Source organism: Lentzea flaviverrucosa, from assembly GCF_003350445.1.
GTDB classification, from domain to species: Bacteria; Actinomycetota; Actinomycetes; order Mycobacteriales; family Pseudonocardiaceae; genus Lentzea; species Lentzea californiensis.
Genome location: NZ_QQAU01000001.1, coordinates 739,869 through 752,959, shown reverse-complemented (window position 1 = coordinate 752,959; position 13,091 = coordinate 739,869). Strand labels below are relative to the sequence as shown.

Annotated in this window: 12 protein-coding genes; 6 read left to right on the top strand and 6 right to left on the bottom strand. The window is 70.2% G+C overall.

Annotated features, from left to right (window positions below):
* Positions 1-2: 2 nt before the first annotated feature.
* Positions 3-947: a LysR family transcriptional regulator gene (locus tag DFR72_RS03490; protein ID WP_090064069.1), complete on the bottom strand. Its 945-nt coding sequence runs from the start codon at positions 945-947 to the stop codon at positions 3-5.
* 108 nt (positions 948-1,055) lie between these two features.
* Between DFR72_RS03490 and DFR72_RS03485 the strand changes: the two genes are divergently transcribed.
* Positions 1,056-2,432: an aminopeptidase P family protein gene (locus tag DFR72_RS03485; protein WP_090064070.1), complete on the top strand. Its 1,377-nt coding sequence runs from the start codon at positions 1,056-1,058 to the stop codon at positions 2,430-2,432.
* Positions 2,433-2,447: 15 nt separating this feature from the next.
* On the opposite strand, the gene glpK (DFR72_RS03480) is transcribed toward DFR72_RS03485, so the two are convergent.
* The gene (glpK, locus tag DFR72_RS03480) at positions 2,448-3,941 is read right to left on the bottom strand and encodes a glycerol kinase GlpK (protein WP_090064071.1); all 1,494 of its coding nucleotides are present in this window, start codon (positions 3,939-3,941) and stop codon (positions 2,448-2,450) included.
* A 25-nt stretch (positions 3,942-3,966) separates the two neighbouring features.
* A complete protein-coding gene (locus DFR72_RS03475; RefSeq protein WP_090064072.1) occupies positions 3,967-4,731 on the bottom strand; it encodes an IclR family transcriptional regulator in 765 nt (254 codons plus the stop codon).
* A gap of 243 nt (positions 4,732-4,974) precedes the next feature.
* On the opposite strand from DFR72_RS03475, the gene DFR72_RS03470 reads away from it, so the two are divergent.
* The 5 genes from DFR72_RS03470 to DFR72_RS03450 all read left to right on the top strand — a co-directional run bounded on the left by DFR72_RS03470 (position 4,975) and on the right by DFR72_RS03450 (position 10,210).
* Positions 4,975-5,730: an MIP/aquaporin family protein gene (locus tag DFR72_RS03470; RefSeq protein ID WP_090064073.1), complete on the top strand. Its 756-nt coding sequence runs from the start codon at positions 4,975-4,977 to the stop codon at positions 5,728-5,730.
* 27 nt (positions 5,731-5,757) lie between these two features.
* Positions 5,758-7,275, top strand: a complete 1,518-nt coding sequence (gene glpK, locus DFR72_RS03465) for a glycerol kinase GlpK (RefSeq protein ID WP_090064074.1) — start codon at positions 5,758-5,760, stop codon at positions 7,273-7,275.
* Positions 7,276-7,300: 25 nt separating this feature from the next.
* On the top strand, positions 7,301-8,911 hold the full coding sequence (locus tag DFR72_RS03460; RefSeq protein WP_090064075.1) for a glycerol-3-phosphate dehydrogenase/oxidase: 1,611 nt from the start codon (positions 7,301-7,303) through the stop codon (positions 8,909-8,911).
* A gap of 1 nt (position 8,912) precedes the next feature.
* Positions 8,913-9,209 (top strand): hypothetical protein, encoded by a 297-nt coding sequence (locus DFR72_RS03455; RefSeq protein ID WP_090064076.1) that lies wholly within the window; start codon positions 8,913-8,915, stop codon positions 9,207-9,209.
* A gap of 68 nt (positions 9,210-9,277) precedes the next feature.
* The gene (locus DFR72_RS03450) at positions 9,278-10,210 is read left to right on the top strand and encodes a glycoside hydrolase family 6 protein (protein ID WP_090064077.1); all 933 of its coding nucleotides are present in this window, start codon (positions 9,278-9,280) and stop codon (positions 10,208-10,210) included.
* Here DFR72_RS03450 and DFR72_RS03445 read toward each other — a convergent pair.
* From DFR72_RS03445 to DFR72_RS03435, 3 genes are all read right to left on the bottom strand, one after another.
* The gene (locus DFR72_RS03445) at positions 10,204-11,013 is read right to left on the bottom strand and encodes a helix-turn-helix domain-containing protein (protein ID WP_170176105.1); all 810 of its coding nucleotides are present in this window, start codon (positions 11,011-11,013) and stop codon (positions 10,204-10,206) included. The two genes, DFR72_RS03450 and DFR72_RS03445, sit on opposite strands and share 7 nt — an antisense overlap.
* Before the next feature lie 60 nt (positions 11,014-11,073).
* Positions 11,074-11,475 (bottom strand): SsgA family sporulation/cell division regulator, encoded by a 402-nt coding sequence (locus DFR72_RS03440; protein WP_090064079.1) that lies wholly within the window; start codon positions 11,473-11,475, stop codon positions 11,074-11,076.
* 318 nt (positions 11,476-11,793) lie between these two features.
* On the bottom strand, positions 11,794-12,735 hold the full coding sequence (locus tag DFR72_RS03435; RefSeq protein WP_090064080.1) for a pirin family protein: 942 nt from the start codon (positions 12,733-12,735) through the stop codon (positions 11,794-11,796).
* Between the last annotated feature and the right edge of the window lie 356 nt (positions 12,736-13,091).

Here is a 13,091-nt window from a genome sequence, read left to right as displayed (position 1 = left end):
GTTCAGCCGGACGCGGTGAGGGCCGCGCCCCGTTCCTCCCACCAGGGGCGGAACACCGGGCTGGCGAGCGCCTGGTCCGAATAGGCACCGAGCACCTCGGCGAACACGCGGCTGGCCTGGCTCCAGGTCAGCCGCTCCCGCCGCCACGCGAACACCAGCCGCATCCGCATCGGCGCCCCCGCCAGCGGCCGCACCGCCACGCCGGGACCGCCCTGCGACGTCGGCTCGACCAGCTGCACGGCCTTGCCCGCCGCGATCAGCTGGCGGCCCGCGCCGCTCGGCATCTCGAACCGGATCCGCGGCACGAACCCCACTGCCCGGCAGGCCGCGCGCAACGACGTCAACGAGCCGTCCTCGGCACCGGGCGGCCCCACCCACGACTCCCCGGCCAGGTCGGCGAGCTCCACCTCTGTCTTCGACGCGAGTCGGTGAGCGGCGGGAATGGCGATGTACACCGGCACCCACGGCACGACGACCCGCTGCGCCACCCCGCGGGGCAGTCCCAGGTCGGCGTCCTCGTCCACGGCGATGACCGCCGCGTCGAGGTGGCCGTTCGCCAGCGCCAGCGCCAGTCCCGTCGAGGACGGGTCGACCACGAGCGTGATGTCCGTGAGCACCTCCTCCAGCCGGGTGTACAGCGAGGCGACGCACTCCATGTGCACCGAGCCGAGACGAGACGGTCCGTCTCGTTGGGTCATGTCCGAGCCGAACGCGTCCAGCTCGACCAGCAGCAACCGGGCCCGTTGCAGCATCTGCGCGCCCAGCGCCGTGGGTTCGGCGCCGGCGCGGCCGCGGTCGAAGAGCTTGCCGCCGACCAGGCGTTCCACTCGTTGCAGCAGGGTGGTGAGCGAGGGCTGGGAGATGCCGAGCTGCGTGGCCGCGCGCGACAGGCTGCCCGCGTCGCCGATGGCGCAGATCGCCCGCAGGTGCCGGATCTCCAGTTCCATAGCCTGAGGCTATCCCCGATCCGGATTGGCGCGACCCCTCCGAGAGGAGGAAGGGTGGCAGGAAGGACCACTCTGAGAGGACGCGAATTGGCTCGGACACGCCGCGACATGGCGAAACTGGTGGACGCGGACGGTTTCCGCTCTTACATCCGCGACGGCTGGGGTGAGTGGGACAGTTCCGTCGACCTGCCCCAGGGCACCGCGGAGGCGGCCGCCGCCCACCGCGCCAGGCTCGTGCAGGCGCTGCCCGGCAAGCGGATCGCGCTGGCCGCCGGGCGCGCGCACGTCCGGTCCAACGACACGTTCCACGAGTTCCGCGCCGACAGCGACTTCGTGTGGCTGACCGGCTGCCAGGTCGAGGGCGCGGTGCTGGTGCTGACCGGCGACGACGCGACGCTGTTCGTGCCGGTGCCGAGCGAGACCCACAGCGTCGACTTCTTCGGTGACGCCGACCGCAGCCCGTTCTGGATCGGCGCCGCCGCCGGTCCGAAGGAGTGGGGCCAGGCGCTCGGCATCACGGCCCGTCCGATCGAGGACCTCGCGAACGCCCTGCGCGGGCGCCACCCGGAGACGCTCGTCGCCAAGGGCGTCGACCCGCTGCTCGACGCGCTGAGCGGTTCGCACAGCGACGAGCTGCGCACCGTGCTCGCCGAGCTGCGCCGGATCAAGGACGACTGGGAGGTCGACCAGCTCCGCCAGGCCGTCGACGCGTCGGTCAAGGGCTTCGCCGACGTCGCCATGGAGCTCGGCCAGGCCGTGCGCGGCGGGGGAGAGCGCTGGCTGCAGGGCACGTTCGACCGCCGTGCGCGCACCGAGGGCAAGGGCCCCGGCTACACCTCGATCGTCGCCGCCGGCCCGCACGCCCCGGTCCTGCACTGGACGCGCTGCGACGGTCGCGTGAACGACGCCGACCTGCTGCTGCTCGACGCCGGTGTCGAGATGAACTCCCTCTACACCGCCGACGTCACCCGCACGTTCCCGGTCAGCGGCGAGTTCAGCGCGCCGCAGCGCCAGGTGTACGACCTCGTGCTGAAGTCGCACCTCGCCGCGCTCGCGGAAGTGCGGCCGGGCAACGACTACAGCGCGTTCCACCACACGGCGATGCGCGTGCTCGCCGAGGGCCTGCACGACTGGGGCCTGCTGCCGGTCAGCGTCGACAAGGCGCTCGACCCGTCCGGTCAGCACCACCGCCGCTACATCGTCTGCGGCACCGGGCACTTCCTCGGCCTCGACGTGCACGACTGCGCCGACGCCCGCCAGGAGACCTACCAGCAGGGCGTCCTGGAACGCGGCATGGCGCTCACGGTCGAGCCCGGCCTGTACTTCCACCCGAACGACGAGACGCTGCCGCCGGAGCTGCGCGGCATCGGCGTGCGCATCGAGGACGACCTGGTCGTCACCTCGACCGGCGCGGACGTCCTGTCGGACGCGTTGCCGATCGAGGCCGACGACGTCGCCGCGTGGGTGCGCAAGCAGCGTTCCTGACGCCGAACACCGTTCCTAAGTGGACGGAGTGGAGCGGGCCCAGGCGAACGTGAGTTCCACGGCCCGCTTCCAGTTCGCGTACTCGTCCTCGCGGTGCCGGGCGTCCATCGCCGGGTTCCACCGCGCGGCCAGGTGCCAGTTCCTGCGCAACCCCTCCAGGTCCGGCCAGTACCCGGCGGCCAGACCCGCGGCGTACGCGGCGCCCAGTGACACGGTCTCCGCCACCAGCGGCCGCATCACCGGGATGTCCAGCACGTCGGCGAGGAACTGCATCAGGAGGTGGTCGGCGGTCATCCCGCCGTCCACCTTCAACACCGGCGTCGGCACGCCGAGGTCGGCGTTCATCGCGTCGACCACCTCGCGGGTCTGCCAGCCCGTCGCCTCCAGCACGGCCCGCGCCAGGTGGCCCTTGTTGATGTAGGACGTCAGCCCGACGACGAGCCCGCGCGCCTGCGAGAGCCAGTGCGGCGCGAAGAGCCCCGAGAACGCCGGCACGATGTAGCAGCCGCCGTTGTCCTTCACCGTGCGCGCCAGCGTCTCGATCTCCGGCGCGCTGTGGATCAGCCCCAGGTTGTCGCGGAACCACTGCACCAGCGACCCGGCCACGGCGATCGAGCCCTCCAGCGCGTACGTCGGTTCACCGCCGATCTGGTAGCCGATCGTCGTCAGCAGCCCGTGCTTCGACCGCACCAACTCGTTCCCGGTGTTCATCAGCAGGAACCCGCCGGTGCCGTACGTGCCCTTGATCGACCCCTTCTCGAAACAGGTCTGACCGAACAGCGCCGCGTGCTGGTCGCCCAAAGCCGCGGTGATCGGGATGCCCGGCACCACCCGCGTGGTCCTGCCGTGGATCTCGGACGACGGGCGGATCTCCGGCAGCATCGACGACGGCACGCCGAAGAACTCCAGCAGCATCGGATCCCATTGCCGCGTCGAGAGGTTCATCAGCATCGTCCGCGACGCGTTGGTCACGTCCGTGACGTGCAGGCCGCCGCTGACGCCGCCGGTGAGGTTCCAGATCAGCCAGGTGTCCATGGTCCCGAACAGGACGTCGCCGCGGTCGGCCTTCGCGCGCAGCCCGGCCACGTTGTCGAGCATCCACCGCAGCGACGGCGCCGAGAAGTACGTCGCGAGCGGCAGGCCGCAGCGGTCGCGGACCTCCTCGATGCCCTGCTTCTTCCCGAGCTCGGTGACGAGGTCCTCGGTGCGGATGTCCTCCCAGACGATCGCGCGTCCGATCGGGACACCCGTGTGCCGGTCCCACAGCACGAACGTCTCGCGCTGGTTCGTGATGCCCATCGCGACGACCTGGTCGGCGCTGATCCCCGCCTGCCGCAACGCCTGCGGCACGATCCGGTCGACGTTGCGCCAGATCTCCACGGCGTCCTGCTCGACCCAGCCCGGCCGCGGGTGGTACTGCCGGTGCTCGCGCTGGGCGACCGCGACGAGGCGGGCGTTCTGGTCGAACACGATGCAGCGCGTCGACGTCGTGCCCTGGTCGATCGCCATTACGAACCGTTGCACGGCGAGCCCCTCAGTTCTCGTCGACAAGCGAAGTGGTGACGGATTCCGCGGCCTGCACGACCTGGCGCACCAGCGTCGCACGCGGACGTCCCGTGGAGTCGCACAGCCGGTCCGCCGCGCCGGAGATGCCGATCGCGCCGATCACGAGCCCGCCGGGGATGCGGATGGGCGCGGCGATGCTCGCCTCGCCCGGCATGTACTCCTCGGCCTCGCCCGCCCAGCCCTGCCCGCGCACCTCGGTCAGCACGCGCTCCAGCATCTGGGTGCGCGTGATCGTCCGGCGCGTCAACGACGTGAGCTCCCGCCGGCGTGCGGCCGCCGACAGGTCCGGGTCGTAGGCGAGCAGCACCTTGCCGAGCGCCGTGGCGTGCAACGGCAGCATCGCGCCGATGCCGAGTGTTTGCACGGAGTCATCAGGACGGAACACGTGGTGCACGACGAGCACGGCGCCGTCGTGGTGCATGCCGATCCTGACCTCCTGGCTGCTGCGCGCGGCGAGCGTGTCGGCCCAGTTGATCGATCGAGAACGCAGCTCGTTCGCGTCGAGGTAGGACGTTCCCAGGTGCAGCAGCGCGGCGCCGAGCCGGTAACGCCCCGTCGTCTGGTCCTGCTCGACGAACTCGACCCGTTGCAGCGTGCGGAGAATCCCGTGCGCGGTGCCCCGCGCGAGACCGAGCGAGTCGGCGATCTCCGTGAGACCGTGGTGGCCCGAGCCACGCGCCAGGAGCCGCAGCACGGCTGCGGCTCGTTCGATCGACTGGATGGGTCCCGGCACGCGTGAAACGTAATTGAGACGACCCGTGTCGGCAATGTCGAACAGCTAGGGCACCCGTCACCCCTGGAAACAGGCCTGAAACGCCTTGTCTGCGCGCAGCGTGACCACTCGGTCACACCTTCGTGGGTCGCAGGTGTCGACATTGTCGAAACGTGCCTGTTGAGCAGGCGTGACCTGGGTCATTACGTTCCGCCTCAATCACCACGTGGTGATCAGCCGTTCAAGGACGAATGGGAGGCCAGCGTGGGTCTCGGGACAGTGTTCCTCAGCGAGGTGCTCGGTACGGGCATCTTGCTGTTGCTGGGTGCGGGCGTGGTGGCCAACGTGCTGCTCGCCAAGTCGAAGGGTTTCGACGGCGGCTGGCTGTTGATCAACTTCGGTTGGGGCCTCGGTGTCTTCGCCGGTGTCTACATCGCTTACAAGTCGGGCGCGCACCTCAACCCCGCCGTGACGATCGGCATCCTCACCAGCGGCGCGGACGAGTTCGCACCCGGTGTGCCGGTCGGCGTGGGCTCGACGCTCGTCTACTTCGCCGGTGAGATGCTCGGCGCGTTCCTCGGTGCCGTGCTCGCGTGGCTCGCGTACAAGCCGCACTTCGACGAGACCCCCGACGAGGGCCTCAAGCTCGCGGTGTTCTCCACCGGCCCGGCGATCCGCAGCTACACCTGGAACCTGGTGTGCGAGATCATCGGCACGTTCGTCCTGGTCTTCGTGGTCCTCGCGCTCGGCAAGACGCCGACCCAGCTCGGCCCGCTGGCCGTGGCCATGCTCGTCGTCGGCATCGGTGCCTCGCTCGGTGGTCCCACCGGTTACGCGATCAACCCCGCCCGCGACCTCGGCCCGCGCATCGCGCACGCGCTGCTTCCCCTGTCCTACAAGGGCACCGACGGTGAAGCGGTGGGCAAGAAGGACTCCGACTGGAGCTACTCCTGGGTGCCGGTCGTGGGCCCGATCATCGGCGGCGCGCTCGCCGGTGTCATCGCCTCGCTCGCGTTCTGATCTGACCATCCGGAAAGGACAGTTTCGATGACGCAGTACGTTCTCGCCGTCGACCAGGGCACGACCAGCACGCGGGCGATCATCTTCGACCACAGCGGCTCCATCGTCGCCGTGGGCCAGAAGGAGCACGAGCAGATCTTCCCGCGCGCCGGCTGGGTCGAGCACAACCCGGTGGAGATCTCCGAGAACACCCGGTTCGTGATCGGCCAGGCACTGTCCACGGCCGACCTGAACACCGGTGACCTCGCCGCCGTGGGCATCACCAACCAGCGCGAGACCGCGGTGGTGTGGGACAAGAACACCGGCGAACCCGTCTACAACGCGATCGTCTGGCAGGACACCCGCACCCAGGCGATCGTCGAGGAGCTCGGTGCCCTCGGCGGCGGTGCCGACCGCTACAAGGCGAAGGTCGGCCTGCCGCTGGCGACCTACTTCTCCGGCCCCAAGATCCGCTGGATCCTCGACAACGTCGAGGGCGCCCGTGAGCGCGCCGAGGCCGGCGACCTGCTGTTCGGCAACACCGACACGTGGACGCTGTGGAACCTCACCGGCGGCCCCAACGGCGGTGTGCACGCCACGGACGTCACCAACGCGTCGCGGACCATGCTGATGGACCTCGACACGCTGCAGTGGGACGCGGAGATCGCCTCCGACATGGGCATCCCGCTGTCGATGCTGCCGGAGATCCGTTCCTCCTCGGAGGTCTACGGCACCGGCGGCCCCGGCGGCGTGCTCAAGGGCGTGCCGATCGCGGGCATCCTGGGCGACCAGCAGGCCGCGACGTTCGGCCAGGTCTGCTACGAGCCGGGCACCGCGAAGAACACCTACGGCACCGGCAACTTCATGCTGCTCAACACCGGTACCGAGAAGGTCGCCTCGAAGAACGGTCTGCTCACGACCGTCTGCTACAAGATCGGCGACGAGGCTCCCGTCTACGCCCTCGAGGGCTCCATCGCGGTCACCGGCTCGCTGGTGCAGTGGCTGCGCGACAACCTCGGCATCATCGGCTCGGCCGCGGAGATCGAGACCCTGGCCAAGACGGTGGACGACAACGGCGGCGCGTACTTCGTGCCGGCGTTCTCCGGTCTGTTCGCGCCGTACTGGCGAGCGGACGCGCGTGGTGCGGTCGTCGGCCTGACCCGGTTCGTCAACAAAGGTCACCTGGCGCGTGCCGTGCTGGAGGCGACGGCGTTCCAGACCCGCGAGGTGCTGGACGCGATGAACGCCGACTCCGGTGTGCCGCTGACCGAGCTGAAGGTCGACGGCGGCATGGTCGCGAACGAGCTGCTGATGCAGTTCCAGGCGGACGTGCTGGACGTGCCGGTCGTGCGTCCCGTGGTCGCCGAGACGACCGCTCTCGGTGCCGCGTACGCCGCCGGCCTGGCCGTCGGCTACTGGTCCGGGCTCGACGAGCTGCGCGCCAACTGGGCCGAGGACAAGCGCTGGACGCCGGAGCTCGACTCCGGTGAGCGCGAGCGCGAGTACCGCAACTGGAAGAAGGCCGTCACCAAGTCGTTCGACTGGGTCGACGCAGACGTCCGCTGACTTCTCTCTTTAGGAGCTGAAGAAGTTGTTCGCAAGGCTGGATCCGGCTCGCCGTGCCCGATCGCTCGAAGCGCTGGGCAGCACGGAGTTCGACGTCCTCGTCGTCGGAGGCGGGGTGGTCGGCGCGGGTGCTGCTCTCGACGCGGCGTCGCGCGGCCTCTCCGTCGCCCTGGTGGAGGCCGACGACTGGGCGGCGGGCACGTCGAGCCGGTCCAGCAAGCTCGTCCACGGCGGGCTGCGGTACCTGGAGCAGCTGGAGTTCAAGCTGGTCCGGGAAGCTCTGAAGGAACGCGGGTTGCTGCTGCGCCGGCTCGCACCGCACCTGGTGCGGCCGGTGCCGTTCCTCTTCCCGCTGAAGAAGCAGTGGGAACGCGCCTACGTCGGCGCGGGCGTGATGTTGTACGACTCGATCGGCGGCGCCGGGGCCGTGCCGATGCACCGGCACCTCTCCCGCCGCAAGATGGCCTCGGTCGGACCGTCCCTGGACTCCGCCGCGTTCGCCGGCGCCATCCGCTACTACGACGCGCAGATGGACGACGCGCGACTCGTGGCGACTCTCGTCCGCACGGCCGCTCAACACGGTGCTTCCGTGGTGTCGCGGGCCCGGGTGACGTCGTTGCTGCGCACTGACGGCCGGGTTTCCGGTGCTTCGGTGCGCGACGAGCTGACCGGCGTGACGCATGTGGTGCGGGCCCGGCGGGTGATCAGCGCGACCGGCGTGTGGACCGACTCGCTGAACTCGATGTCGCCCGGCACGCCGCCGTTCCACGTGCGGATGTCCAAGGGCGTGCACGTGCTGGTGGAGCGGTCGAAGATCCAGCTCGACGGCGGCCTGATCACGCAGACCGAGAAGTCGGTGCTGTTCGTGATCCCCTGGGGCGCCTACTGGATCATCGGCACCACGGACACGCCGTACTCCGGTGCGCCCGAGGACGTGTCGGCCACGTCCGACGACGTCGCCTACATCCTCGACCACGTCAACGCCGTGCTCCGGTCACCCTTGTCGGTGGACGACGTCGTGGGTGCGTACGCGGGCCTGCGGCCGCTGCTCGCCGGGGCGTCGAGCGACACGTCGAAACTCTCCCGCGAACACGCCGTCGCACAGCCCGAGCCGGGCTTCTTCGTGATCGCGGGCGGCAAGTACACGACCTACCGCGTGATGGCCGCGGACGTCGTGAACGCCGCGGTCTCTGGTTTGGGGCGCGCGGTGGCGCCTTCCCTGACCGCACGGCTGCCGTTGTGCGGCGCCGTCGGTTTCCAAGAGCTGTGGGCGGACCGGACTCGGGTCGCTGCGGAGTCCGGCCTGCCCACGTCCACCGTGGAACGTCTGCTGCGCCGCTACGGCTCTGCCGTGTCCGACGTGCTGGCGATGATCGCGCAGGACCCGTCGCTCGCCACGCCCGTCGCCGGGTACCTGGCGGCGGAGATCGTGTACGCCGTGACGCACGAGGGCGCGCTGGGCCTGCAGGACGTGCTCGCCCGCCGGACCCGCATCGCGATGGAGCACCTGGACTTCGGCGCGTCGGTCGCAGGCGAGGTCGCCGACCTGATCGCCGGCCCGCTGGGGTGGTCCTCGTCCGAACGTGACGCGGCTGTGGAGACCTATCGGGCTGACACGGAGTTGGCGGCGAGATGAGATGGACAGCGCGGAGCTGATCGAGAGGTTGCGGCGGGAAGGCGGCTTCCGGCTGCTCCCGCTGCTGGGGAACACCGGGCAGGTCGCAGGGGTGCACCTCGCCCGGTTCCTCCCCGGCGGGCACCTCGACGTGATCCAGGCCTGGGACGAGCGGTGGGCCGTGTGGGCCCGCCTGCCCGACTCGGTGGACCCGGCCGCGCCGTTCGCCGGGCCGGGTGGGGGAGTGGTGCGGAGCGGGTCGCTGGCTCGGGTGGCCGCGCCGTTGTTGCCGTTGCAGGCCGGACTGCTCGGGCCGTGACTGGCGCCGCCCTGCCGTTTCAACCCCGACTTACCGCTCCTTAAGCGGCCCGCGCGAGGGTCGAAGCCATGATCAGAGCACTCGCGCTGGCCCTGCTGGCCGTCGTGGCCACGGCCCCGGCCGCGCACGCCGCCAGCCCCGTCGGCTTGACCGACGGCTTCTACGTCGACCCCGACTCCAACCCCGCCGTGTGGGTGCGCGACCACGCGGGCGACGGCCGCCAGGCCGCGATCAAGGCGAACATCTCGACCAAGCCGATCGCCCGCTGGTTCGGTGCCTGGAGCGGCGACATCAAGACCGCTGTCAGCGGGTACGTGAACAAGACCGGCACGAAGCTGCCCGTGCTGGTCGCCTACAACATCCCCGGCCGCGACGCGTGCGGTGGCCACTCCGGTGGCGGCGCGGGGACGCCTGAGGCCTATCGGGCCTGGATCTCCTCCTTCGCTTCGGCGATCGGCTCGCGGCCGGCCGTCGTGGTGATCGAGCCGGACTCGCTGGCGGACTTCGGTTGCATGGACGGTGGCAAGGTCGCCGAGCGGACGGCGATGATCAAGTACGCCACCGAGCAGTTCAAGGCCAAGGCGCCCAACACGTGGGCCTACCTCGACGCCGGCAACGCGCAGTGGGTGCCGGCCGCGACCATGGCGACGCGGCTGGACTCAGCCGGTGTGCGCAACGTCCGCGGCTTCTCGATCAACGTGTCGAACTACCACACCACCGCGGCCTCGACGGCGTACGGCAACTCGGTCAGCGGTGCGCTGCCCGGCTACACCAAGCCGTACGTGATCGACACCAGCCGCAACGGCAACGGCCACAACGGCGAGTGGTGCAACCCCGGTGGCCGCAAGCTCGGCACGCCCGCGCGCACCGGTGGCGGTGCGGAGATGCTGCTGTGGGTCAAGGTTCCCGGCGACTCGGACGGGCGGTGCGGCAAGGCGCCGGGTGTCGACGCCGGGAAGTTCGACCCGCAGCTCGCGTTCGACCTCGTGCACGGCTACTGAGCCAGGGCGCGTAGCGGAGTGGGCCCGCGGTACTCCGCGAGCTTGCGCCGCGTCTGGGCCTCGTCCAGGGCGACCTCGTCGAGCAGGTCGAAGAGCGTGCGGCCGCGTTCGACGGCGGCCTCGCCCTGGGCGAAGACCTTGGCCAGGCCGGACTCCGCGTAGACGAGCGGTGGTGCCTTCTCGAACTCGAACAGCGTGCACGCCGACTGGAACGCCGCTGTGGCCGCTTCTTCCGGCACGACGCGGATGACGGCGGAGTTCGCCAGGAGCCACACGTACTGCTCCTCCATGACCTGCTTGCCGCCGAGCCGCATCCGCAGCGCCAGCTCGTGCAGGTAGAAGACGCACCTGGGGCCGTTGGGGCGGCGCATGACCGCCTGCCTGTCCAGGTCCTCGGCGGCCTGCCCGGTGGCGGCCTGCAGGGCACGCGCGTAGTCCGGCGTCTGCAGGAGGCTGTTCACGGTCAGCACGTCGTAGGCCGTGATGCCGGTGGCCGTCGACTCCGTCATCGCGAGCGTGCGCGTGGTGTCCGGCGTCTGCGCGAGGTACGGGTCGAAGGCGTTGTGGTAGCGGCGGAGGAAGTCCTCGAAGTAGTCGATGTCCTTGCCGCAGACCGTGAGGTACTGCGCGAGGTCGATGTCGCTGCCCCGGATCTTGCCGTGCTCGAGGTTGGAGACCTTGCTCGGGTCCCAGCCGAGCTGCAGCGCCATCGCGCGGCCCCTCAACCCGGTGAACCTCTGCCGGAGCCGGCGCAGTTCGTCGCCCAGGTCCCTGCTGTACGCGGTGGAAGTCGTCACTGTCACGACTTCGAACGTATGGGTTGGAATTACTCCATGGTACGGGCTCGTTCGGGTGAAAACGTGCTAGTCGATCAGCTTGCGGAGCTCCGCGTCGAAGTCGACGTAGTCGGTCTCGCAGCCGGGAGCGACCACGTCGTAGGTGGAGTTCAGGAACTCCTGCAGCTCGGACGACCGGACGTGGAACACGGCCTGCGACACGTCGGACCGCAGTTCGAGCACGGCGGTCGTGGAGTTGTGGGGCCGCAGCCGCACGTCGCCCGCGCCGCTGGTGGTGATCAACCCGTCGGCGAGCAGGTCGCGGCTCACGAGCCACACGGTCTCCTGGCGTCCCATGCGGAACGTCATGGTCACGGCGTGCGGGTCGTCGGCGCGGTAGCCGAGCTCGACGTCGACGGGCAACGGGCGCCCCGACGGAGCGATGAAGGCGAATGTCGAGTCGGCGCCCACTCGTGTCACGTTCCTCATGCCCCCTTGGACGTCCGGCAGCCTCCGTGGATGCCTCGATCAGGAAAAGCGATCGGAACGTGATTTTCAATGGTCCTCAAGTATGACTTTTCACATGCAGCCCCGACCGCCAGGTGAGACGAGAGCGCTCACCTGGCCTGACCAGGCCATTCGCATTATTCGACCTGGTGGGGTTCGGTCATCTGTGGACGGGATCACGGGCTGAGACGGGCGGCTCGCGGCCCGAATGGCGGGATGGGGTGAGGTGGAGAACCTTAATTCCAGTTAAAGCTGGAGGTGCTTTCCGTAGCTATTTCGGCACGGAAAGTGATGTCCGGGTCAGGCCGGGTTGCCGCGCGGCCGCAGCCGCCCACCGGGCAGCGGCGGCGCCGGCAGACGGGCGCCGGGGTAGCCCTCGACCCGCCCGAACCGGTCGGTCTCCGCCTGCCACTCCTCCCGGAACGCGGCGATCTCGTCGTGCGTGCGCCCGACGAAGTTCCACCACATGACGATCTCCTCGCCGAACGGCACACCGCCCAGCAGCACGACCCGACCGCCGCCGGCCGAGGACAGCGTCAGCGTCGAACGGCCGGTGCCGACGTAGCCGAGGTCGCCGGGCTCCAGGGCGGTCTCGCCCAGCGTCACGTCACCGGTGTCGAGCAGGACGCCGTGCTCGAACGACGGCGCCACGTCCAAGGTCAGCGACGCACCCGCGGGCAGCACGATCTCGGCGCCGAGCAACGGCGTGAACGTCCGCACCGGCGACGTCGAGCCCGCCAGCGAGCCGAGGAACACGCGCACCGAGGCGCCGTCCACCTCCACCGTCGGCGGGACGTGGTGCTGGAAGTCGCGCGGCGCGTCGCGGTGGGCGTCGGGCAGGGCGAGCCAGAGCTGCACGCCGTGCAGGACCGAGGACGAGGCGGTGGACTGCTCGGAGTGGCAGATGCCGCTGCCGCCGGTCATGAGGTTGAGCTCGCCGGGGCGGACGAACGCGTGCACGCCGAGGCTGTCGCGGTGCTCGATCTCGCCGGTGAACAGCCAGCTGACGGTCTGCAGGCCCGTGTGGGGGTGCGGGGCCACGTCCATGGTGACGTCGTCCGGGCCGTAGTGGTCGCAGAAGCACCAGGCCCCGATCAGCGAGCGCTGCTTCTGGGGGAGCGTCCGGCGCACCGACATCGCCCGCGGTCCGCCCAGCGGGACGTCGCGCGGGGTCAGGACCTCGACACCGCCTGGGGTGGAGGTGCACGTCACTTCTGCGGGCTCGGCCTCGACATTGCTCACGGGGTCGATCGTAAGCTGGCGCGGGGGCAACAGTGGATCTTCACGCACATGTGTCGAACCGGGGGTACGAGCTCGGCGGCGCACAGCGGGAAGCCGTCGCGCGGCTGGGGGAACTCGGACGGCGCCGCCGGGGCGTCTACCTGCACGGGCCGGTCGGCCGCGGCAAGAGCTTCCTGGCGGGCACGCGCAGGGCGCCCAGCGGTTGCGTTCGAGACTGGCGCGGTTGGTCGTTGGGGCCGTTGAGCTTCACGGTCTCCCACGAGCCCTGCGTGCGACTGGGTGATCGTCGACGTGCCGGCTGCTGGACCGCGACCGGGAGGCCGGGCAGCGGTTCTCGAACGTCGCGGACGTGTTGG